We start from the raw sequence: 22,599 nt of genomic DNA, 5'->3' as shown, positions 1-22,599 counted from the left end.
ATAGACGTTACTTAATAGTTTGTAACGTCGTGATACATCTAAGGTATGATATAATTTCGATACTAGGGACGCATGTCACAAAGTACAAAACGGTATAGAATAAGTATATAAACTTATAGAAGGAGTCATTTATTATGAAGACAATCATTAAAGGGGCCATCGCAGTATTACTGATATTAGGCGTAGTTAAAACATTCCAAGACCATGACGTACAAGCAGAAGTAGTTAATTATTATAACCAAGCTAAAAATGGTGAATTGCTTCAAAGTATAGAAAGTGTGAATTTCGATTCATTAAAGCACTTACAATTAGATGATCTTATCCCTTCTGATTTCTTTTAAAGTTTATCAACTTTCTTCTAGATAATTACAGAACAAACGTTATCTGATATGCTGGGTGTCAATCTTGTCCCAATTTCGTATCGATAGTGTAATTGTTGTACCTTATTAACATAAATTTCAACAAATAGATTAGCCAAGACAACCTTCATACAAATAAATTAAGCGCATCTCCTAATATTTAAAGGAGATGCGCTTTTTTTGTGGGAAAATATAAATTTTTAAGGGGTAAGTGTAAAAAAAGCATAATGACATATTTCGATTATAATTATATAATAATATTAATTTATACAACAGGAGGCTATATAAATGAAAAAGACTATTATAAGTATTTTATTGTATTTAGCAATAGTATTAGGCTCTGGAACAATAGCAAATGCAGCAACTATCTATGCACAAGGTAGAATTTGGAATTATGGAGTAGGAAGCAAATATGTTTGGTCATATTACAGTAATAATTATAAAGCACATGGCTCTACAGCAGTGGGTAAATATAAATCCTATAGTGGAAAAACGAGAGCTGGTATCCAAGCTAGAGCATCTGCTCCAAAATCATTCTTCGTAAATAGAACATATTACAACGTTTACTAATAATAGCAAGGAAATGAATACAAATTGCATTCATTTCCTTAATTGATGAGGTACTGTATGAAAATAATAAAATTGACCTTAGATATTATAACGCTTTGTATCATTACTATATTAGTCCTGATATTCACATTAAGAGAAGAGGAAGAATTATTACCTGGTAGTCATACCATATTAAACATTTCTGCTTGGAATTATAGTCACAATAAGCAAGAAATTTATAAAACAATTGAATCCATTTCCCAAAAGGAAAATATAACAATCTATAAATCTATCTTAAATACGAATCAAGACACATACAAATATATATACTCATTTAATGAAGAAAAACCAAAATTCCAAAATCATATTAAGTATAAATATATCAACTATGACACCCTTCTTAGTAAAGATGTCCGAGGGAATTATTTTGTAATGGGCGCTTCATTTGATCCCCACAATATTAAACAGCTACTACAGGAAAAAGGCGTAGATTCAGAAATACTTAGTTTAAATAAATTCGTCTTATTTTTATCTGTCATAAATGATAAGGGACTGCTATTCCCTATGGTTTCAATATTAATACTTTATATTTTTTATTTTTTACAAATAGCCAATATAAAATTCAAAGAATATGGTATTAAAAAATTACATGGTTATTCAATTTCAAAAATAATATCTGAAGATATACGTAAGAAATGTTTATACTACACTTTCTTATTAAGTTTCTTTTTAATTTCTATACTAATTTTATCACTAGCATTGGACATTTTAGACAATACTTTTACTTTTATAGTACGTGTTTTCTTAGGCATAATCATTTTATTCAGCGTACTTTTTTTAATTTCACTTTGCTCTTATACACTATTTATAAAGACAGATATACCACTAATTATCAAAGGCAAAAAACCCTATACATTATTACGAATGATAACTGTATCGTTCAAGATAATTATTCTAATTGTATTAGCAATTTTGTTAGTACAAAATTTAAGTTCATATCATGAATTGAAAAAGATTAAAGAAACTGAAAAGTACTGGACAAAGTTAGATGATTATTACGTCATTGAAGTTGCACCACTTAAGTACACTCATTCAGAAGAAAGTGATATATCCAAAAAATTTCATAAATTAATCTCAAATACTGAAGCAAAACATGAATCATTACTTATTAGACACAATAATTTATATCATCCCCACCCTACGAATTACACTCCTGAAAATGGTAATGTTGTTTTTTTAAATAGCAATTTCGTAGATTTCTATAATAGTGCATTTAATAAACGATTGGAGCTTTCCAATTCTAAAAATACAATTGACTTATTATTACCAACTAAAGCGCATAACTTTAAAAAAGAAATTAAAAAAGATTTCAAAGATTGGATTAACTTCCAACAGGATAATAATCGAAATAAAGAAATTAACATGAAACAAACAAATGATAACTTTGAAATATTTACTTTTGATACCAGATCTAGTTTAAAAAATAATTTTAGTAAAAGCCCTCTAGTTGTATTAATAGATGCAACAGACCTAGGAGATAACTTTTATTATTCATCAGTCACACAAGGTAGTTACTTGTTTAAAGATTTTAAAAATACCAATAAACATTTGAAGGAATATGGATTAGAAGATGTTGTAAGTGGCATTACAAATTACAAAGACATCGTATTAAAGGATTTTAAAGCACTTAACATAAAAATGCTTATTATATCTATTTCAATACTTTTATCTTTTATCACACTGGTATTAACAATAATTTTTGATATCCAACAATACTTTGAAAAAAACATGAAATTTTTAATGATAAGAAAAATACATGGTTTCAATTTGATTAAAAATCATAGTGAATACTTACTATTGAGTAATGGTTTAGTCATTTTAGTTGGTGTTATATCTATAGCAGTTATGAATAACAGCACAATCCTCCTTTTATTTATCTTTATTATAATTATTCAAATATTAATACAAAGTATATATATAAATAAGTTAGAAAAAAATAACCTAATCAATTTAAAGGAGTTAGAATAATGAGTAAAAAATTAACTATCGTTATTATTATTATCATAATACTTACTGTTACTACATTCCTAACAAATGATAACTTTGATAGATTTAACCCTTTTCTACAAGAAGAAAAATCGTATGCCATAGTTAAACAACACACACAGCAATATAACGATGTCACAGCGTATTCCAAGAATGGGGAAAAATTGAACTATAAATTAACATTCGGTGGTTATGATCCAAGTAAAAAGTTTGTAGAAATCATTCATAAAGGGACATACGTGAAAGAAATACACTATATTGAGAAACAAGCGCTCCCCAAAAATATTAGGTGATGATAATGATAAAAATACAAGGATTAACAATTACAAAAGAAGAAAATACTATATTTAAAGATTTAAATTACTCATTTAAAAATGGTAAGTCATATGCCTTAATGGGGTATAGCGGATCCGGTAAATCCACATTATTAAATAGTATTGCTGGATTTGAAAAAATAGATTCAGGTCATATATATCTTAATGGCAAAAAATTAATTGCTGATAACCATTTCTATAAAACGCAATTAGGTTATCTATTTCAAAACTATGGATTAATAGATAATTTATCAGTTGATGACAATTTAGATATTGGACTAGCCTTCCAAAAACATTCGAAAGCAGAAAAACGAAAACGTAAAAATATATTATTAAAGGAATTAAATGTAAATGTTGATTTAAAGCGAAAAATATCAACATTAAGCGGTGGAGAACAACAACGCATCGCTTTAATTAGATTGTTATTAAAAAATCCTAATATTATACTAGCCGATGAACCAACAGGATCATTAGATAGAATAAATGGAGAAAAAATTCTAGATAAGTTATTAGCATGTTTAAATGACAATAAAATTATCATAATAGCAACACATGACATTGATGTTGCTAAAAAGTGCAATGTTGTCGTAAATATGGAAGCTTTAAAAGATTCGTTATTCAGCAATCTCGATACATTTTAAGGAAAACAAAAACAGCGAGACCCCTTTTCAATAGGAGTCTCGCTGTTTTACTCTCTTAATCCTCATCTATAAATTTATGACGTCATATAATCTCCACCATTGACGTGTATGACTTGCCCAGTAATATACGAACTATCTGCGTATGTTGCTAAAAATACATAAGATGGTGCCAGTTCAGCTGGTTGCCCTCTACGTCCCATTGGTGTGTCAGAACCTTGATCTTCAACTTTGTCTTCTGTGAATGTTGCTGGAATTAAAGGTGTATAAATCGGGCCAGGTGCCACTGCATTGACACGAATGCCTTTTTCAATCAACGTAGTTGCCAACGAGCGTGTGAATGCAACAATCGCGCCTTTTGTCGCTGAGTAATCTATAAGATGCCCCGAACCTCTATAAGCTGTCACACTTGTAGTATTAACAATCGCGTCACCATCACTTAAATGTGGCACTGCGGCTTGAGATAAAAACATCATTCCAAAAATATTTGTTTCAAATGTTTCTTTTACCTGTTCTGGTGTGATATCTTCAAAATTGTCTTTTGGAAATTGAACGCCACCATTATTAACTAATATATTCAATCCACCAAAGTCAGTTACGACTTTTTCAATTAAGTTTTGTGATGATGTTACATCTTTCAAATCATGTGCATAGGCTTTTGCTTTTACACCTAAAGCTTCCAAACGATGTACTACCGCTTCAGCATCTTCATGTTCATCATAATATCCAATCGCAACGTCTGCGCCCTCTTTAGCATATAGTGTTGCCACTGAACGTCCAATGCCTGAATCTCCACCGGTAATCAAAGCAACTTTTCCTTTCAATTTACCACCACTCTTGTAATCTTTCATTTCTGAAAGTGGCTGTGGATTCATATCTTTTTCAATTCCTGGCTGTCTATCTTGCGTATAACCTTTAATTTGTTTATGAAATTCAGTTAAGTTCATTTGTAATACCTCCATTTTTTACGCCTATTACTTGCTAGATACCACTTCAGAACATATACAAACATTTTGAATTTTTAATTAGTTTTGAACAATATAAAACGAATGCACTAACAACACACTATAACTGCTCCGTTATAGTGTGTTGACTAAACTTTTAAATTATTAATTTTATTATTCGGATTTAGATAGAATGTTTAACGATTCTACTTGAATGGATAAATGACATAACTGCAAATATGCAATAAACGATTGAATATGCACCCATAACAATATAGACAGGTAACATATTTGTAGTACTGAGGATCAACATAAATGCTTTAGCTGCAAAATATGCATGTAATAATGACACAACAAGTGGGAGTCCAAAATTAAACATTACTTTAAGTCCTAACCCTTTGAGCATATCACTATGCGTATATCCAATTTTGCGTAATATACGAAAGCTCGGTATCTCATCTTCTGTTTCATCCATCTGTTTAATATAGATGATACAACCTGATGCAACTAAAAATGCTAATCCTAAGAATGATGTGACAAATAATAAAATACCTGCAGAGTCATTCAATTCTTGACGTACTAATTTTTGAGGATAGATATCAGAATGAACGGAATGAGCGATTTTATTAGCTTCTTTCCAATTATTTTGATTCTTCAAATCATAACCATATTGTGCACGTGTTTCTTCGCCCTGTGGTTTTAATTGATTATATTGCTGTTCACTTATGAGTAATACTGGTGAAGCAAAGCTGACATCATTTTTAAAATCCACTTCTTTTTTCGCATCAATTACTTTAAATGTTTGCGCTGGTTTAGTGTCAAATTGAATTTTTGTATTTAAATTAAATTTCATTATACTTGCGGATGAAGCCATATTTATCATTTTCGCTTTATGGTCCGTAATACCTTTATCATTAAAATATTTATTACTTGTTATAAACATTTTATCAGTTTCACCAAAATTACTACTGTAATCATAAAAATTCTCTTTAGTTACTTTTAATTGAGTAACTTCTTTATATACTTTGTTATAACCTATATCCTTTTGTTTTAATTCATCTTCAAATTGTTGTGCTTGTTTATTTTTTAGAAAATTGAAATCTTGTGGTGAGGATTGTTTCACTGTATCGTCAATCGTTGACTTACTGATTGCACCAAAGCATAGCACGGTTACAGTAACAGCAGATATCGTCGCTATTATTGTGAGTGATAATGCATTTTTCTTCATTCTGTGCATAATTGAAGACGTAAATACAACATCTGTTATAGACACGTTACCATTTTTTGAACGTTTTACTGTTTTAAAAATCAACGACACTGAACTTCTAAAGAACAGATATGCACCTACAATAGTTAAAAACAGAATGGCGAATGGTGCGAACATTAATTGCTCTGCGAATTTGCCAAACAGTTCAGTAGACATGTAGTAACCCAAAACAATCATGGTTATGCCTAAGATGCCCGAGATAACTTCAATAAATGTCATCTTAGATTGAGTTGCTTCAGATTTTGTACTATCATTCATCATTGATAATATACTGCGCTTACGTAAAAAGATGAAACTTTGTGCCATAATCAATAGGAAAGACACGATAATTAATAAAATGGTTTGTATAACAGCAGGTAATTGGAACGTTAATGATACACTCGTGTCTATAGTTAATACCTTGAGTACAATCATTAAGAGAATCTTCGAACCAAAGACACCAATAATGATGCCCATCAATCCTGTTATTAAAAACATTGCGGCCTGTTCAATTAATAATATGCGCATAATATTTCTTCGTGTTAAACCTATCAATTGATATAAAGCAAATTCGCGTGTCCGTCGTTTTATAAATAATTGATTTGCGTACATTAAAAATATAAGTATGATCGCAAATAAGAAATATGACCCTACTTCAGACCCTTTTCTAATAATAGACATTGAATTTACATTGTTTATACTCTCTGTATACTTTAATGTAACGAAACTAAAATATAATACGATACTGACAATCAACGAAAATATATACATCGCATAATGCCGTATATTTTGTCTGAAGTTCTTAATTACGATTTGGTTAAAACTCATTTGCTACACCACCCAAAGCAGTTTGCATATGAATGATATTTTTGTAAAATGCTTGATTCGAGTCCTCACCTTGGTATATTTCAGAATGAACACTACCATCTTTTAACATAATGACACGATTAGAATAGCTTGCTGCCACTGGATCATGTGTGACCATTACAATCGTTGCATCTATGCTTTCATTCAAATCTTCAAGTCTATTGAGAAGATCTTGTGCGCTTTTTGAATCTAATGCGCCTGTAGGCTCATCAGCAAAAATAATAGCAGGTTTATGTACCGAGGCACGTGCTGCTGCAGTACGCTGTTGCTGTCCTCCAGAAATTTCATTCGGATATTTATGACCCAGTTCATGAATACCTAGCGCTTTTGTTACTTCATTATAATTATTTTCTTTTTCTGCTTTAGACATTTTTTGAATTGATAAAGGAAGCATGATATTTTCTTTTACTGTTAATGTGTGTAAGACACTATAGTTTTGGAAAATAAAACCTATCTCTTTTTTACGAAAATCTGCTAACGCTTTGTTGCTCATGTTATTTATTTTATTGCCATTAATTTCAACTGTGCCACTCGTTATATAATCAATAGAACTTAGGACGTTTAAAAGTGTCGTTTTACCAGAGCCTGAAGGCCCCATTATGGTAACAAATTCACCTTTTTCAATTGAAAAATCTATCCCTTTTAATACTTCTTGTTGCTGATGTCTGTTACCGTACTTTTTTGTTAGTCCTTCTACTTTTAATATCGACATGTTTATTCACTCCTTGTCATCTTTTTCTCTATATAACTATCATAGCTAATTATTTTTTTCTTTTCGTTTGTTATAACTAACAAAAAGCTATTTTAAAATGACAACTTTGTCACTTATATGAAATTGTTTTGATTCTAATTTTTTAAATCTACACTTCTGTCATATGATATAATAGTCTAATTGAATTTTAAATAAGGAGTACAAGAAGATGTTAAATAAACTTAAACGAGAATGGCTCACTGCTCCGGGCACCAATATCCTAGCTGGTATCCTTGTGGCGCTCGCACTCATTCCTGAAGCCCTCTCATTCTCTATCATTGCCGGCGTAGATCCTATGGTCGGTCTATATTCTTCATTTATTATAGCAGTTGTTATTTCTTTTGTTGGCGGTAGACCAGCAATGATTTCAGCAGCTACAGGGTCTGTTGCCTTAGTCATTGTGCCATTAGTAAAGGACCATGGCGTTCAATATTTACTGGCAGCAACAATCTTAATGGGTATTATACAAATTATTTTTGGTGTATTAAAAGTTGGTCGTTTAATGAAGTTCATCCCAAACTCTGTCATGATTGGCTTCGTTAATGCTTTAGCGATTCTTATTTTTATGACACAGATTAAACATATATTTGGTATATCGATACCTACATATTTATTTGTTATTGCTACACTACTCATTATTTACTTATTGCCACGAGTATTCAAAAAAATTCCCGCGCCACTTATCGCAATTGTTTTGCTTACTATTGTCTACTTAGCAACTGGCGCAAAAGTCGAAACTGTTGGTGATTTAGGACAAATCACACGTTCATTGCCACAATTTTTCATTCCTGATGTGCCATTTAACTTAGAAACATTACAAATTATTTTGCCTTATTCGTTATCTATGGCAATTGTTGGACTTGTGGAAAGTTTATTAACTGCACGTATCGTAGACCAAGCAACTGATACGTATAGTAGTAAAAATAGAGAATCACGTGGACAAGGTATTGCCAACTTCATTACAGGATTCTTTGGTGCAATGGGTGGCTGTGCTATGATTGGTCAATCCGTAATTAATGTTCGCTCTGGTGCAACAACGCGCCTTTCTACTTTTACAGCTGGTGTATTTTTGATTGTTTTAATTATCGTATTTGGTGATTGGGTCGTTCAAATTCCTATGCCTATATTAGCTGGTATCATGATTATGGTATCCGTAGGGACGTTTGATTGGCATTCATTCCAATTTATGAAAAAAGCACCACGCACTGATGCATTAGTCATGATACTTACTGTAGCTATTGTGCTATTCACGAGTAACCTTGCCTTAGGTGTTATCGTTGGTGTCATTGTAAGTGCCCTTTGTTTTGCTACAAAAATTTCAAATGTTACTGTAGATTATGAAGAAGTCGATGAAACTATTCACTACAAAATCAAAGGACAGATTTTCTTTGTCTCTATAGATTCTATGATGAATCAACTTGATTTAGAATTACGTAATAAAATAATTTACTTAGATTTTAGTCAAGCTCACTTATGGGATGATTCCGCAGTGAATGCGATTGATACTTTAATAGAAAACTATCATAAGAAAAAAAATACAATTTATGTACAACACCTCAACAAAGACAGTCGTAAAATTGTTTCAGAATTAAGCAAAGTAAACAAACAACATCTTTTATAAAATATGAATCTATGAGATTGAAATATCGGTAAGTTTTTAAAACTAAGCCCTTATTTCAATCTCTTTTTTTAAACACAAAAATTGACATTTATACCTAGTGTGGGTATATTAAAAATATAGCAATTTAACAAACGACTCTGTCACTAATATTTAATTATATATATGAAAGGAGGTTGTCTTCATGACCGAAAAGAAAAAAACGACTTTAGGTATCACCGGTATGACTTGTGCAGCATGTGCAAATCGTATAGAGAAAAACTTAAATAAAATAAATGATGTAGATGCCACTGTGAACGTTACAACTGAAAAAGCAACGGTTGCTTATAATCCTGAATCAACAACCATAGAAGATCTTACGCATTCCATTGAAAAAACAGGTTATGGTGTCTTAACCGAAAAAGCGGAACTCGATGTTATCGGCATGACTTGTGCCGCATGTTCGAATAGGATTGAAAAAGTATTAAACCGTGACACTGGCGTTGCACATGCTAATGTCAATTTAACTACTGAAAATGCAACGATTGCTTATAATCCAGAAATGACTTCTATTGATGATTTGATTAAAAAAATTCAAAAAATAGGTTATGACGCAAAACCGAAACAAGCTGCCAGTGAAAAAAGTTCTCAAAAAGAACAAGAGTTACAACACAAACGTACTACACTTATTATTTCAGCAATTTTAGCAGCACCCTTATTGCTTACAATGTTCGTGCATCTTTTTGGTATGCAAATTCCGCATATTTTTATGAACCCATGGTTTCAATTTGCATTAGCTACACCCATCCAATTTATTATCGGTTGGCAATTTTACGTAGGTGCCTATAAAAATTTACGCAATGGCTCTGCCAACATGGATGTGCTTGTCGCCTTAGGTACAAGTGCCGCATACTTCTATAGTTTATATGAAATGATTAAATGGTTAAGCTTTGCGAATTATACACCGCATTTATATTTTGAAACGAGTGCAGTGCTAATTACATTGATTCTCTTCGGAAAATATTTAGAAACGCGCGCAAAAACACAAACTACAAACGCTTTAAGTGAATTGCTCAACCTTCAAGCAAAAGAAGCACGTGTGTTACGTAATCAAGAAGAACTAATGATTCCATTAAGTGAGGTTGTACAAGGTGATTACCTTGTCATTAAACCTGGTGAGAAAATACCTGTAGACGGTAAAGTCATTAAAGGAACCACTTCTATAGATGAATCTATGTTAACTGGTGAATCTATACCCATTGAGAAAGTTCAAAATGATAATGTCATCGGTTCCACAATGAATAAAAATGGCTCTATTACAGTAGAAGCAACTAAAGTTGGGAAAGATACAGCGCTCGCTTCGATTATTAAAGTTGTGGAAGAAGCACAAGGATCTAAAGCACCTATTCAACGCCTTGCTGACATTATTTCTGGCTATTTTGTGCCAATTGTAGTTGGCATTGCTTTACTCACATTTATTATATGGATTACACTCGTACAAACAGGACAATTCGAACCTGCCTTAGTTGCTGCCATCGCAGTGCTCGTAATCGCCTGCCCTTGTGCACTTGGGTTAGCTACACCTACTTCTATTATGGTAGGTACTGGAAAAGCTGCGGAGAATGGCATTCTTTTTAAAGGTGGCGAGCATATTGAACGTACACACCAAGTCAATACTGTTGTATTAGATAAGACAGGCACAATTACAAATGGTAAACCCGTAGTCACTGATTTCGATGGTGATGATGACGTGTTACAACTACTCGCAAGTGCAGAAAAAGGTTCTGAACATCCTTTAGCGGAATCTATTGTGAATTACGCTAAAAAGAACCATATACCATTTTTAGAAGTAGCACATTTCGAAGCAATACCAGGTCACGGTATAAAAGCAACGATTGATGGTAAATCATTACGCGTTGGTAATCGCAAATTCATGATAGAACAAGATATTGCAATAAACAGTGCAGAAACACAGTTATCACGTTTTGAACAAGATGGAAAAACAGCAATGATGATTGCCATAGATAGCGAATTAAAAGGAACAATCGCTGTTGCAGACACTGTTAAAGCTTCAACGAGTGAAGCAATTCAACAACTTCATGATTTAAATATTGAAGTCGTGATGCTCACTGGAGATAACGAACGTACTGCACAAGCCATTGCAAAACAGGTAGGCATCGATACAGTAATTGCTGACGTACTACCTGAAGAAAAAGCCTCAAAAATTGTAGCGCTACAAGATCAAGGCAAGACAGTAGCCATGGTTGGTGATGGTGTCAATGATGCACCAGCACTTGTACAAGCAGACATTGGTATTGCAATTGGTACAGGTACAGAAGTTGCCATAGAAGCTGCTGACGTTACAATTCTTGGTGGAGACTTATTATTAATTCCAAAAGCCATGAAAGCCAGTAAAGCAACGATACGCAATATTCGTCAAAACTTATTTTGGGCATTTGGTTACAATGTAGCTGGTATACCGATTGCAGCATTAGGCTTACTCGCACCATGGGTTGCCGGTGCGCAATGGCGTTAAGCTCTGTGAGTGTCGTCACTAATGCATTGAGACTTAAACGCATGAAATTATAATTCAATTTTAAAATAATCATAATAGAGACATTCATTATTTTAAGGAGGTGATTTGTATGACTGCAGAAACAATTAAAGTAGAAGGCATGAGTTGTGATCACTGTAAACAAGCAGTAGAGTCAGCACTTACTAACCTTGATGGTGTTAACACAGCAGATGTTAGCCTTGAAGAAAATAATGTTAAAGTAGATTATGATGACAGCAAAGTCGAAATGTCTCATATGAAAGAAGCAATCGAAGACCAAGGTTATGATGTAAAATAAATGAATAGTACACAAATATAGTGGACGCCTCATCTTTGATGCGCCCACTTTTTTTATTACTTATATTACTTTTAATATTATGTTAAAACCACTTTATAAAGTATTGACACGCAGTCCTGTATCACCCGTGTTCAATACTTCTAGTGTTGCATCTAGTGCATCCACAATTAAATTTTCGACTGCTGCATCTGTATAAAATGCAATATGAGGAGACACTATAACATCTTGTCTTTCAATTAATTGAGTTAAAATATCATCTTTAAGTTCTGTGCCTCTTTGATCACTAGGGAACAATCCTTTCTCTCCCTCATAAGTATCAAGCGCTGCACCTTTTAACATTCCATTATCCAAGGCTGCTATAAGTGCACTTGTCTTTACAATCGTGCCACGTGCACAGTTGATAAATACTGCCCCCTTCTTAAACGTATTAAATAAATCTTCATCAAATAAATAATCATTTTCTTTACTAGCTGGAATATGTACAGTGACAATGTCTGCATCTTTTACAGCTTCAGTCACACTATCTTTATAAGTTAAATATGTTTCGCATTGCTCATTCGGTTCAATATCATATGCCACAACTTCAGCGTCAAACCCTTGAGCAAAAATTTTACCTACAATAGAACCAATACGTCCTGTGCCGATTACGGCGACTTTTAAATCTCTGATAGAACGTGATAATATCGCAGGTTGCCATCTAAAATCATAAGATGCTGTTTTTTGTTGAATATCATTATAATTACGAATTAAGTTAAGTGCTTGAGACACTGTATATTCTGCAATTGAATGTGGTGAATATGAAGGTACATTTGAAATAATCAAATTATATTTTTGAGCTAACTCTAAATCATAGCTATCAAAACCTGCACTTCGTTGCGCAATTTGTTTAATACCAAAATCATGTAATTTTTCGTATACTGCTTCATCTAATGAAATTTGCTGTGATAAAGATAAACCATCAAATCCTTCTACACGATCTACTGTATCTAAAGTAAGTAAATCTTTATCTAAATCCACCTCTACTTTGTTTGTTGTTGCCCATGCTTCTATGTAAGGAATATCTTCTTCACGCACGCCAAAAAGTTTGATTCTTGTCATCTAAATTCACTCCTATTTTATTATTGATAAAGATATTTAAGCGATTGAATACGTTCTGCTGCTTCCATCAATGCTTGATCATCAAGTGCCAATGAAATACGTACATAGTTACGCCCATGTTCACCAAAAGGTATGCCAGGTGCAACAAGTATAGATTGTTCTTGTAATAAATATTCAACAAACGCTTCGCCATCGTATTCAGATGGTGTTTTCAACCATAAGAAAATACCGCCCTTCATCGGTTCAAAAGGTATATCTACTGCTTTGAGTTTTGCTTCAAATTGGTTTCTACGTCTTTTAAATGTTTCGTTTTGTTCTTCTAAAAAATCATCATAATGATTCAGCGCGTAAGTAGCTGCATCTTGTAACGCACCGAACATACCAGCGTGTGTATGCGATTGATATTTCTTCAATGATTGAATCATGTCTTTATTCCCTACTGCAAAACCCACTCTGAATCCTGACATGTTGTAACCTTTAGATAGTGAAAAAATTTCTACGCCTAAATCTTTCGCACCTTCAGATTGAAGCAAACTTGGGTTCTTACCATCAAAACCAAATGCACTATATGCAAAATCATGAACAATTTTAGTTTTTGTATTTTTAAATTTTGCGACAGCTTCATCAAATACAGCCTTTGTAGCTACTGAACCCGTTGGATTATTAGGATATGTTAAATAAACTAGACGTGTATTAGCTAACACATCTTTATCTACTTTATCCCATTCAGGTAAATAATACGGCGCTTTAAGCACCAGTCGCTCAGGCTGCGCATCAGCCAACATCACACCTGCCAAATAATCCGTATAACCAGGATCTGGTAGTAATACATTTTCTCCCGGATTAACAATACATGTTGGGAGTGCTACTAAACCATTCTTCGTTCCATATAAAATACAAACCTCTTCTTCTTTATCTAATTCTACTTGGTACTGTCTTTCATAAAAATCTACAATTGCTTGTTTCAAGCTATCTTTACCATGAAATGCTACATACTTCTGATTCTCAGGAAGACGTATCGCATCGGCGAAACAATCAATAATACCTTTTGGCGTTTCGCCATCAGGGATACCGACTGCCATATTGATTAATGGTAAAGGCCCATGTTCAACCTTTTGCCCCATCGTTTTACCAAAGTAGCTATCGGGAATTTGTGCTAATCTATCTGAAATTGACATTAAAAAGTCCTCCTATATAAAAAAACTATATACCCAATGAAGTGGCATATAGTTTTCACATGTCACCTATCTATCAAGTCATGTCACTTGTTGGAAGTAGCACAGTACTTACGACATAAGTCTGCTGCTGAAGTCTCATAGGGCCAAATCCCTCAACTTCTCTGGATAAGTTTTCGTTTATTTAATTAGCTTTAATTTTATCAGAATATTCGCTCTTGTCAATAAACTTTAAAGTATATAAAAAAAGAGCGACTCTTGTGAGTCACTCTCTTGATTTACATCACTAAATTTTATGATTTAGCGATATAAATCCTACCACCAACCGTGTGATGAACGGAATGCTAATGCTGCATCAATTGAACCGTAACGTTCTTTAGCGTAATTTAACATACCTTTAGTTTGAGTAGATACTGAACCAGTACCCCATGATTCTTTAGTTTGACCTAAACCACTGTAACCAGCTGGGTTAACAGCATTTGGGTTACCGCTTGATTCAGGTAATACGATAGTATTCCACATAGCTTCTGTACCACCAGCAGCTAAGAATTGAGCTTTAACTGATCCACCTGTTGCAGCAGCTGAAGTTTTAGCAGCTTCGTAAGTTTTAGTAGTTGTACTTGTTTGTGTAGTTTCAACTTTTGTAGTAGTTGAAGCTTTAGGAGCTGCAACTGGTTTTACGTCAACATTACTTGATTGTTGTTGCGTACTTACTTCGCTTGTTGATTTTTCGTTCGAGTTAGTAGTTGCTTGCGCGCTAACGTCTTGAGTTGTATTTGTAGAAACGTTAGAAGATGCAGTTTGAGCACCTGCTACATCATATTCCCATGACCATGATTGACCATCTGAAGTGAATGTATATTCATAACCACCTAATACGAAATCATAGTTGTATGCACCTGCGTGTAATGGCTTTTCATTTAATTCTGCAGCACCACTTTGTGCTAATTCAGCTAAATGCGCTTTGTCGATGTTTTCTTCTGAAGCGTGAGCTTGATTGTTGTCTGCTGTTGCTGCGTATCCTGTTACACCTAATGCTACTGCTAATGATGATGCTAAAATTGTCTTCTTCATAATTAAAAAATCCTCCATTTAAATCTTTTTAAGTAAAATTATATTTTCGTTAATTAAATTATCCTATGTGCTTCAAGCAATTAATTTTTATGTATTATTTTTTCGCCACAAATAATATACCATAAATTTCGGTCAATTATATTACACTAAGATAACAAAACGTTACAGATAAAGCTTCTCTTTGTAACATTGAAATATAATCGTTTTGTTTTGTTACGCTCTAAACAAATAAAATATACTTTTCATATACCTCTAAATGTTATTATATTGCGCTTTATATCAATTTTCTTACGAATTTTTCATATAGTCTGAAATATTACAAATCCATCTACTGTTATCAAACTGTAAAATTAAAATTCGACATAAAATTTATAATTTGGGGCGAAACTTGCAATTAATTTTGTCGAAATATAAAAAAAGACCACTGTTATGTGGCCTTTTAGATTATCTAAATACATTTTTAAAAAATTAATTTGTATGTTAGTTTATTACAAATCATTACTCGCTTCATATTCAAAATATATAACCTCTTATGCTAAGAATTTATAAATATTACTATCATATAGTTTTAATACCTTCATATAGAAAAGATTAATTAAATACCCCATAATAAATGGAACTACAAAGAATGTGATAAATACAAGTAATAAATTCATTAATATCGAGTCTTCCATAAATTTAAAGGCACTAATGGGTCCTACAAGTCCGATAATACCAAATCCGGCAGATTCTTTTGTACCTTCTATACCAATAAGTCCACCTACAAATCCTGTGATAAGTGCATTTGTAAAAATCGGTAATAAAATAATAGGATGTCTTACCATATTCGGTATCATCATTTTAACGCCGCCTAGAAAAATTGTGATCGGCACGCCTGGTCTATTCATTTTCATTGTTCCTGCAACAAGTGCACCTTCACACGCTACGATACCAAGCGAAGCAGAACCAGCTGCTAAACCACTTATACCTATTGCTAGGGCTGTAGCAACGGTGGATATCGGTGAAATAATTATGAAACTGAATGCAAGTGCAATAAGCATAGACATTAATATAGGTTGTAATTCTGTAAATGAATTTACCAGATTACCTATACCTGTAGTAATCATTTGTACGTATGGCAGTATGAGTACGCCTATAAATGCAGCCAAGCCTCCAACAATTGTTGGTAAAATAATTAGCGTTAAACTACCAAAACGTTCTCCTACTATTAATATAAAAAACACTGCAATTGCCGCAGTAATCATTGTATTGATTAAATCCCCAACGCCTACAAGCGTCCATACACCATCATTGAATTGTGCAACGCCACTACCAACAAATGCCGAACTTGCAACTACTGCTGTAGCTAACGGCGTTAGATTGAAGCGCATTGCAATCAATGCTCCTACAAGAAGTGGTACTGTAAATTGTATACTTTCTACTACTTGTAACATGGTTTCGAATATTGGATGCGTTGGTGAAAGAAATTTAAACAGTTCACCTAAAATTGCATTTGGAATCAGACCTGCAACAATCGCTATTGCTACACCTGATAATACATTATTTATAAATTGTTTCGGACTGATTTTCATCATAGCAGTTCCTCCTAAGTTGTAATAATTACTAATATATCATATTATCTTAATTTTCAGAATATTACTTTTGTATTTAATTTTTTAAAATAAGCTGGTAAAACAGCAAATAAAAAGCCAACAGATAACGATTAAGTAATCTGTTGGCTTTTCATTATATATTTAATTGGTATCTTATGATTTTTAGTTTCTTCCATAATAGCTTTTATTTTTCCATTAATTCAGAAGTTATGACAAGACCTTGTGTTTCAGTTTCAAAAAATTCCAGCTTTTGCAATTTATTATTTTTTGGTAATAAACTATCGAATTGTTCCCAAATCCAAAAAGCGATATTTTCAGCAGTAGTATTCATATCCGGCAACGTTTGATTCACTAATTTTCCATCTAGATAAGGCGCAATTTCTTTTTTATATAACTTATCAACTTCATTAAAATCCATTGCTAGACCGTAATCATCAATTGCAGATAAAATTTCAATGTTAAATTTATATAAATGATGCTCTAAATCTTTGTGGAATTTTTCAGTGAAATAAATACGATTGTCACATGTGAATTCATAATAGTTTTTTATACATACATCGTTATCTCGATATTTGAATTGTTGAGGTGGTTGCACATTATCGAAATTTGTCATTAAACTCCCTCCTATTCTACGCTTTGTATCTATATACCCTTTCTCATTCTTCTATAATTAAAATAACTATGTTTTTCTCTATTCACTATAGGTAATTAAGTATTATAAGAGGTTTTTATTTATAGAAAGGATGAATGGTATGACTATTCACATTCAAAGAATTTATGATAATGAACAAAAAGATGGTGTACGTATACTTGTAGACCGAGTTTGGCCAAGAGGTGTATCTAAGGAAGATGCAAATTTAGATCATTGGTTAAAAGAACTTGCGCCTACATCTGAGTTAAGAAAATGGTTCGATCATGATCCTAAATTGTACGCCGCTTTCAAAGAAAAATATGAAAAAGAATTACGTGAAAATGACGATCAGCAAGCAGCATTTAACGAACTTAAAGAAATCATAGCAAATACTAAAAAAGATATTATTTTATTATTTGCAGCTAAAGATGAAGCGCATAACCAAGCTGTCGTACTTCAAGACTTGTTAAAATAAGGTGATGTTAGAAATGACCACATGGGATATTCATGTACAAGATAACTGTGTTCAACAATTAATAAAAAAAGATGCAACATTAGCATTACTTATTAAAAAAATTGGGAATATCCAAATCAATATTCGTCCTGATCCATTAAAATCTTTAATTCGCTCTATAATAGGACAACAAATTACAGTAAAAGTGGCCGCATCTATTTTCAAACAGTTAACGGATGCTCTCAATGATGAATGGACAGTTGATAAACTGTCTGAAATCGAAGATACGCAAATGAGATCTTTTGGTTTATCTAAATCTAAAATTAATTATATTCATAATTTAGTAACACATATACAACATGGAAAACTAGATTTAGAAAATTTACACAAGTTAAGCAACGATGAAGTTATTCGTACGTTAACTGAAGTGAAAGGTATTGGACAATGGACTGCCGAAGTTTTTTTATTATTTACATTACAGCGTCCAGATGTTGTCCCTGTACATGATGTTGGCCTACAAAGGTCAGCGCAATGGTTGTACGATACAACTAAAGCGCAACGAAAAGCACAGCTTTCTTTATGTTCGGAACGTTGGGAGCATTGCGCTTCTATTGGTGCGTTCTATTTATGGGAAGCTATACATCAAGATTATTTAGCTTACGATTCCATACATGACATCAATGACTAATATGTATACAGAAAGCTTTGCCAACTGCAAAGCTTCATAATGTCGACAAAGTCTACGACTTTGTTGGCATTTTTTGTGCACGCTTTCCGCGGGCACAGCCTCAGCCTGTAGTCTTCGGCTAGTGCTTTTCCCGCAGGAGTCGGCCCAAATCACTGCCACTTTTTAAAATAATAATAATAATATAATCAATCATTGGTTGAAATTATGTAAAGACAAACGAAAATAAAATTGAATTTATAACTAAATTAGAGAAAAGATATTCCCTACATTTCCAATCATAATTAGCCATTGAAATTAATGAACAAAGATTGCCTCAAGGAAAAATATCTATAAAAAAACCAAATGCCTTTACAGCATTTGATTTGTCTACGTTCTGAGCTTTGGCAACATATTACCAAAGCTTTTTATTATTTTTTATATAAACTTTTTTCGCCATCAGGCAGTTTTTCTACAAATGATTTAGGATCTTCAGCATACGTATTACCAACGCCACCATTCATTCTTTGGAAATGAAGATGAGCGCCTGTAGTTTGTTCACCAGTATTTCCTGAAAGTGCAACGACATCGCCAGCTTGCACTTTGTCACCCACTTCAACCTTAAAATCATTTAAATGCATATACCACTGATGATACTGACCATTTGATTCCGAAATTTGTAAGACTTTCCCACCTAAGTCATTATTAAATGTACGTGTTACCGTACCATCTGAAGCAGCTTTTATAGGCGTATCTTCTGGTAAATGATAATCTATACCGTAATGTTTGCCATCAAAATTACTTCTCTCGTATTCACCAAATGTTTCTGTTTCTCTACTTCCATCAAATAACATGCTAAATGAGTTGTCACTATCTTCATCAGCCTCGTTACTACTTTCTTCAGTAAAAGTTTTATTCATACTGTCTTGAATGTCGTCTATGTTAATAATGAGTAGTGTTAACGGAACTATAATAATAATAAGTAAGACAATTGTTTTTATCGTATTTTTCACTATTCAAATCACCTTTAATATATTTAAGTTGTGATATATTAGTATACTTTTTATAGTTTTGATACGCTAATCATACAGCTTGGACAAGGCTCATACTTTAGTTTGACGTAACTAAAAAAGTCATCGTATATCGTTTATACAATGACTTTTTTCACTACTCTAATCTTATTTTAGATTACACTTCTTAAATTTTAAAATTACACATTGCATTAAGCACTATAACTTCCAAGCATATTTTCCATCAGTTTCCATACGCTTTCAACATCCACTGCAGTAGCAAAATAAGCATTTTTTTCTTTATCTGTAATATCATTTAAATCGACTGCCATCGTCCCATATGTAAGCGGACTTTGATGTTCAATATCTATGTGTGTATGTTGCATCGTAAACAAATCTGGTTGTAATAAATACAAGATAGTACAAGCATCATGTATTGGACCGCCATCCATATTAAAATGTGTTTTGTAAGTTGCTTTGAAAAACTCCAAAAGTTCAACGACAAATTTAGCAATTTGATTGTCGATTCGCTTAAATCGATTAATCACTTCATCCGTTGCCAATACTTGGTGTGTAACATCTAGTCCAAATACATTAATCGTCACTCCACTATCAAAGACACGTTTAGCCGCTTCAGCATCTACCCAAATATTGAATTCCGCGTTAGGCGTCCAATTACCGAATAAATCGCCAAAACCCCCACATATGCCACGCCTGGCCTCAGCCCTAATTCAGATATAAAAATAAGAGCCTAACCTCATTTGAGGCTGGGCTCTTTTATTGTTCTTTTAGAATTGTATCAGAGTATTCATATAGCGTCATAGCTTTTTGAAATGTTACGTTTTCAAGTTTAACCTCGCCCTTACGTAAACGAGTGATAAGTGAACGTTGTAGGCCTGTTATAGCTTGTATTCTGTTTGCTGGTACGTTTGACTCTAACACTTGATTTATACGCTCTGTGAGTCGCTGAGTAGTGTCTGTGTTGATTTTAGTATCAGTCATCGCCTGCACCTCCTAGTCAATATTATTGTGCCCAGCCTTGGTCAAGGTCTAGCTCGTCTGCATGTTGTGTTGCATAATCATCTAGTTGTGACTGTAGTTCGTGTAACTCGTCTGCGTCAGCACCTTGGCTTGCTCTCTCTTTCATATGTTTTATTAATCCGTTATATTGCTCCTGTATATACTGATTATCAGACATGCCTTGTTTCATGTCCTGTTTCTCTGTATTTTCATTTTCATGTGAGGGTATTGTTGCTGGTGCTGTCTGTCCTACATTTTCATTACCCTCTTGCTGTGCTGGTGCTGTCTGTTCGTTATCAACTTGTTGTGCTGGCGTTTCATTTGATTGGTTGTTCTGTTCATTTGTTTGTGCGCTATCGTTGTCGCTTGATTTAAGTTCTTTATATGCGTATAACCCTGTTAAGCTTAGGGCTATGATTACCGTTGCTGTTATAAAGCCGATGAAGAATTTCATTTATCCTATATCCTCCCATGTTAAGTTTAGCTCTTTCATTACTTCTTTGATTTCCTCGTCAAGTCTGTCTCTCGTTACTGGGTCGTTCGACTCTTCCATAATCTCTAGTAGGCTGAGAAGTAAGCCTGAAAAAACTGCATGTTCTTTTTTATCCATGTTCTTACCCCTTTTTAGTTTTTCCGACATTGGCTTTTATAGTGTGCCTGCCTATTCTACTTATATTTTTACGCATTTCTTGTAAGGTTGACTCATCTATATAATTTTTCCATCTCAAAGTTTCAGTAATTGACCATAAAGCATGTTTTTGTGTAGCAACACCAAAATCCCCCTTTTGGAATTTGCAACTTATTCCGTACCCTTTACCCCCTTTGCGTATTTCAAAATCTAAACCATTACAACTTAGGCTCATGTGTTTGTTGTCACCACTGTGTTCTAAATTAAAATCTTTAGCAAACTTCTTAATGTTTCTCATATTCTTACTCCTTTTTATTTTCTGTCCATATATTTAAAATGTACTTTCCTGATTAACTTGATGATTTCGGGGGAAAATACTAATACAACACATATAGCAATTGTAATAAGCATGATATGTTGAAACCTCCCTGAGAATGTAATATAATAAATTTTGAAAAAGGGATAGCCCGAATTAACGGGCTTTGTAACAATGGATTATTTTTCATCTTGGTTGTTGTGCTTTCGGTCTAGATAACCGAGGTGCCACAATCTAAGTTGTTTTATTAACGCTGGTATTCGGAGCGCAATTCCGAACGCTAGCGTTTTTATTATGTCCTCCACTTTTACACCCCCTTTTTCAAGAGAGTTTGTAAGGCGTTTGATTACCTTACAAAATTCATTATACAGACTTTGTACCAATATTGCAACAATTTTTATGCATTTTATACAAAATTTCTGCGTTGCCACCCATTTTTAAGGTGGAAACCTACCAAACCCCTTGCGCCTCTAAGTCTCAACCCCTACGTTGCCCAAAACACCCCTGAAAAATATTCCCAAACTTATAAAAATACGTGTTAGGGAGTAGCCTATGTAATATTACACTCTCTATATTCCCTATATACTATTCTTTAACTCAATAGGAGTTTTTATGGAACCTGGGCAACGATAGACCCTAAAGTCAACGGGCTGTTGGGGTTTACCCGTTGCCCAGGTCAGAATTTCAGGGCAACCGAACGGAACCAGGGCAACGCCTCGAATTCGAGATAATTTTTAGGGCAACGCACATAATTATGCAGTGAAAGTGCCTATT

General features: G+C 33.3%; 23 protein-coding genes, 2 pseudogenes and 1 riboswitch. Of the genes and pseudogenes, 10 read left to right on the top strand and 15 right to left on the bottom strand.

Translation table 11 applies throughout. From position 1 onward, the window contains the following. The first annotated feature begins 134 nt into the window (after positions 1-134). From AAA453_RS03500 to AAA453_RS03480, 5 genes are all read left to right on the top strand, one after another. The gene (locus AAA453_RS03500; RefSeq protein WP_069818160.1) at positions 135-341 is read left to right on the top strand and encodes a hypothetical protein; all 207 of its coding nucleotides are present in this window, start codon (positions 135-137) and stop codon (positions 339-341) included. Between the two features lie 306 nt (positions 342-647). Continuing rightward, positions 648-929: a lactococcin 972 family bacteriocin gene (locus tag AAA453_RS03495; RefSeq protein WP_427706311.1), complete on the top strand. Its 282-nt coding sequence runs from the start codon at positions 648-650 to the stop codon at positions 927-929. Between the two features lie 57 nt (positions 930-986). After that, positions 987-2,936 (top strand): DUF1430 domain-containing protein, encoded by a 1,950-nt coding sequence (locus AAA453_RS03490; protein WP_427706309.1) that lies wholly within the window; start codon positions 987-989, stop codon positions 2,934-2,936. Beyond that, entirely contained in the window at positions 2,936-3,247 is a 312-nt protein-coding gene (locus AAA453_RS03485) for a YxeA family protein (protein WP_427706307.1), read from the top strand. Before AAA453_RS03490 ends, AAA453_RS03485 begins: the two co-directional genes overlap by 1 nt. A gap of 5 nt (positions 3,248-3,252) precedes the next feature. After that, positions 3,253-3,909: an ATP-binding cassette domain-containing protein gene (locus AAA453_RS03480; RefSeq protein ID WP_427706305.1), complete on the top strand. Its 657-nt coding sequence runs from the start codon at positions 3,253-3,255 to the stop codon at positions 3,907-3,909. Between the two features lie 74 nt (positions 3,910-3,983). On the opposite strand, the gene AAA453_RS03475 is transcribed toward AAA453_RS03480, so the two are convergent. The 3 genes from AAA453_RS03475 to AAA453_RS03465 form a co-directional block, all read right to left on the bottom strand. Next, the gene (locus AAA453_RS03475; protein ID WP_427706303.1) at positions 3,984-4,853 is read right to left on the bottom strand and encodes an SDR family oxidoreductase; all 870 of its coding nucleotides are present in this window, start codon (positions 4,851-4,853) and stop codon (positions 3,984-3,986) included. 181 nt (positions 4,854-5,034) lie between these two features. Next, positions 5,035-6,924: an FtsX-like permease family protein gene (locus AAA453_RS03470; protein WP_427706302.1), complete on the bottom strand. Its 1,890-nt coding sequence runs from the start codon at positions 6,922-6,924 to the stop codon at positions 5,035-5,037. After that, the gene (locus AAA453_RS03465) at positions 6,914-7,675 is read right to left on the bottom strand and encodes an ABC transporter ATP-binding protein (protein ID WP_427706300.1); all 762 of its coding nucleotides are present in this window, start codon (positions 7,673-7,675) and stop codon (positions 6,914-6,916) included. Before AAA453_RS03465 ends, AAA453_RS03470 begins: the two co-directional genes overlap by 11 nt. A gap of 208 nt (positions 7,676-7,883) precedes the next feature. On the opposite strand from AAA453_RS03465, the gene AAA453_RS03460 reads away from it, so the two are divergent. The 3 genes and pseudogenes from AAA453_RS03460 (at position 7,884) to copZ (ending at position 12,163) form a co-directional block, all read left to right on the top strand. Further along, the gene (locus tag AAA453_RS03460) at positions 7,884-9,335 is read left to right on the top strand and encodes a SulP family inorganic anion transporter (protein ID WP_427706298.1); all 1,452 of its coding nucleotides are present in this window, start codon (positions 7,884-7,886) and stop codon (positions 9,333-9,335) included. A gap of 181 nt (positions 9,336-9,516) precedes the next feature. After that, positions 9,517-11,900, top strand: a pseudogene (locus tag AAA453_RS03455) (heavy metal translocating P-type ATPase). A 56-nt stretch (positions 11,901-11,956) separates the two neighbouring features. Further along, complete coding sequence (gene copZ / locus AAA453_RS03450) at positions 11,957-12,163, top strand: copper chaperone CopZ (RefSeq protein ID WP_069818151.1); 207 nt, start codon at positions 11,957-11,959, stop codon at positions 12,161-12,163. A 93-nt stretch (positions 12,164-12,256) separates the two neighbouring features. On the opposite strand, the gene AAA453_RS03445 is transcribed toward copZ, so the two are convergent. From AAA453_RS03445 to AAA453_RS03425, 5 genes are all read right to left on the bottom strand, one after another. Beyond that, the gene (locus AAA453_RS03445; protein ID WP_427706296.1) at positions 12,257-13,261 is read right to left on the bottom strand and encodes a D-lactate dehydrogenase; all 1,005 of its coding nucleotides are present in this window, start codon (positions 13,259-13,261) and stop codon (positions 12,257-12,259) included. Positions 13,262-13,281: 20 nt separating this feature from the next. After that, entirely contained in the window at positions 13,282-14,439 is a 1,158-nt protein-coding gene (locus AAA453_RS03440) for an aminotransferase class I/II-fold pyridoxal phosphate-dependent enzyme (RefSeq protein ID WP_427706294.1), read from the bottom strand. 63 nt (positions 14,440-14,502) lie between these two features. Continuing rightward, positions 14,503-14,611, bottom strand: a riboswitch (SAM riboswitch). Between the two features lie 140 nt (positions 14,612-14,751). Beyond that, complete coding sequence (locus tag AAA453_RS03435) at positions 14,752-15,510, bottom strand: transglycosylase (RefSeq protein WP_427706292.1); 759 nt, start codon at positions 15,508-15,510, stop codon at positions 14,752-14,754. 530 nt (positions 15,511-16,040) lie between these two features. Beyond that, complete coding sequence (locus tag AAA453_RS03430) at positions 16,041-17,084, bottom strand: PTS transporter subunit IIC (protein ID WP_427706290.1); 1,044 nt, start codon at positions 17,082-17,084, stop codon at positions 16,041-16,043. Between the two features lie 202 nt (positions 17,085-17,286). After that, positions 17,287-17,715, bottom strand: coding sequence for a 6-pyruvoyl trahydropterin synthase family protein (locus AAA453_RS03425; RefSeq protein ID WP_427706288.1), 429 nt, complete (start codon positions 17,713-17,715; stop codon positions 17,287-17,289). Positions 17,716-17,854: 139 nt separating this feature from the next. Here AAA453_RS03425 and AAA453_RS03420 point away from each other — a divergent pair, with 139 nt between their 5' ends. Together AAA453_RS03420 and AAA453_RS03415 are read left to right on the top strand one after the other, a co-directional pair. Beyond that, positions 17,855-18,208 (top strand): DUF488 domain-containing protein, encoded by a 354-nt coding sequence (locus AAA453_RS03420; RefSeq protein ID WP_427706286.1) that lies wholly within the window; start codon positions 17,855-17,857, stop codon positions 18,206-18,208. A gap of 13 nt (positions 18,209-18,221) precedes the next feature. Next, positions 18,222-18,875, top strand: coding sequence for a DNA-3-methyladenine glycosylase family protein (locus tag AAA453_RS03415; RefSeq protein ID WP_427706284.1), 654 nt, complete (start codon positions 18,222-18,224; stop codon positions 18,873-18,875). Between the two features lie 407 nt (positions 18,876-19,282). On the opposite strand, the gene AAA453_RS03410 is transcribed toward AAA453_RS03415, so the two are convergent. The 7 genes and pseudogenes from AAA453_RS03410 to AAA453_RS03380 form a co-directional block, all read right to left on the bottom strand. Further along, entirely contained in the window at positions 19,283-19,864 is a 582-nt protein-coding gene (locus AAA453_RS03410) for a M23 family metallopeptidase (protein WP_277575653.1), read from the bottom strand. A 209-nt stretch (positions 19,865-20,073) separates the two neighbouring features. Further along, positions 20,074-20,553 (bottom strand): annotated as a pseudogene (locus AAA453_RS03405) (nucleoside hydrolase); the annotation flags it as partial. Between the two features lie 85 nt (positions 20,554-20,638). Further along, positions 20,639-20,863 carry a hypothetical protein gene (locus AAA453_RS03400; RefSeq protein WP_081225138.1) on the bottom strand — a complete coding sequence of 75 codons (225 nt, stop codon included), beginning with the start codon at positions 20,861-20,863 and terminating at the stop codon, positions 20,639-20,641. Positions 20,864-20,885: 22 nt separating this feature from the next. After that, entirely contained in the window at positions 20,886-21,335 is a 450-nt protein-coding gene (locus AAA453_RS03395) for a hypothetical protein (protein ID WP_427706282.1), read from the bottom strand. Then, positions 21,336-21,491 (bottom strand): hypothetical protein, encoded by a 156-nt coding sequence (locus AAA453_RS03390; RefSeq protein ID WP_427706280.1) that lies wholly within the window; start codon positions 21,489-21,491, stop codon positions 21,336-21,338. 4 nt (positions 21,492-21,495) lie between these two features. Beyond that, positions 21,496-21,807, bottom strand: a complete 312-nt coding sequence (locus AAA453_RS03385; protein WP_081225140.1) for a hypothetical protein — start codon at positions 21,805-21,807, stop codon at positions 21,496-21,498. A 197-nt stretch (positions 21,808-22,004) separates the two neighbouring features. Further along, entirely contained in the window at positions 22,005-22,130 is a 126-nt protein-coding gene (locus AAA453_RS03380) for a hypothetical protein (protein WP_411773959.1), read from the bottom strand. Positions 22,131-22,599 lie beyond the last annotated feature (469 nt).

This window comes from Staphylococcus parequorum (genome assembly GCF_039237145.1).
Lineage (GTDB): Bacteria > Bacillota > Bacilli > Staphylococcales > Staphylococcaceae > Staphylococcus > Staphylococcus equorum_A.
This window is presented reverse-complemented; position numbering and strand designations above follow the sequence as displayed.

Coding starts and splice junctions, on each gene's coding strand:
- AAA453_RS03500 (WP_069818160.1), top strand. CDS start 135: ATGAAGACAATCATTAAAGGGGCCATCGCAGTATTACTGATATTAGGC.
- AAA453_RS03495 (WP_427706311.1), top strand. CDS start 648: ATGAAAAAGACTATTATAAGTATTTTATTGTATTTAGCAATAGTATTA.
- AAA453_RS03490 (WP_427706309.1), top strand. CDS start 987: ATGAAAATAATAAAATTGACCTTAGATATTATAACGCTTTGTATCATT.
- AAA453_RS03485 (WP_427706307.1), top strand. CDS start 2,936: ATGAGTAAAAAATTAACTATCGTTATTATTATTATCATAATACTTACT.
- AAA453_RS03480 (WP_427706305.1), top strand. CDS start 3,253: ATGATAAAAATACAAGGATTAACAATTACAAAAGAAGAAAATACTATA.
- AAA453_RS03475 (WP_427706303.1), bottom strand. CDS start 4,853: ATGAACTTAACTGAATTTCATAAACAAATTAAAGGTTATACGCAAGAT.
- AAA453_RS03470 (WP_427706302.1), bottom strand. CDS start 6,924: ATGAGTTTTAACCAAATCGTAATTAAGAACTTCAGACAAAATATACGG.
- AAA453_RS03465 (WP_427706300.1), bottom strand. CDS start 7,675: ATGTCGATATTAAAAGTAGAAGGACTAACAAAAAAGTACGGTAACAGA.
- AAA453_RS03460 (WP_427706298.1), top strand. CDS start 7,884: ATGTTAAATAAACTTAAACGAGAATGGCTCACTGCTCCGGGCACCAAT.
- copZ (WP_069818151.1), top strand. CDS start 11,957: ATGACTGCAGAAACAATTAAAGTAGAAGGCATGAGTTGTGATCACTGT.
- AAA453_RS03445 (WP_427706296.1), bottom strand. CDS start 13,261: ATGACAAGAATCAAACTTTTTGGCGTGCGTGAAGAAGATATTCCTTAC.
- AAA453_RS03440 (WP_427706294.1), bottom strand. CDS start 14,439: ATGTCAATTTCAGATAGATTAGCACAAATTCCCGATAGCTACTTTGGT.
- AAA453_RS03435 (WP_427706292.1), bottom strand. CDS start 15,510: ATGAAGAAGACAATTTTAGCATCATCATTAGCAGTAGCATTAGGTGTA.
- AAA453_RS03430 (WP_427706290.1), bottom strand. CDS start 17,084: ATGATGAAAATCAGTCCGAAACAATTTATAAATAATGTATTATCAGGT.
- AAA453_RS03425 (WP_427706288.1), bottom strand. CDS start 17,715: ATGACAAATTTCGATAATGTGCAACCACCTCAACAATTCAAATATCGA.
- AAA453_RS03420 (WP_427706286.1), top strand. CDS start 17,855: ATGACTATTCACATTCAAAGAATTTATGATAATGAACAAAAAGATGGT.
- AAA453_RS03415 (WP_427706284.1), top strand. CDS start 18,222: ATGACCACATGGGATATTCATGTACAAGATAACTGTGTTCAACAATTA.
- AAA453_RS03400 (WP_081225138.1), bottom strand. CDS start 20,863: ATGACTGATACTAAAATCAACACAGACACTACTCAGCGACTCACAGAG.
- AAA453_RS03395 (WP_427706282.1), bottom strand. CDS start 21,335: ATGAAATTCTTCATCGGCTTTATAACAGCAACGGTAATCATAGCCCTA.
- AAA453_RS03390 (WP_427706280.1), bottom strand. CDS start 21,491: ATGGATAAAAAAGAACATGCAGTTTTTTCAGGCTTACTTCTCAGCCTA.
- AAA453_RS03385 (WP_081225140.1), bottom strand. CDS start 21,807: ATGAGAAACATTAAGAAGTTTGCTAAAGATTTTAATTTAGAACACAGT.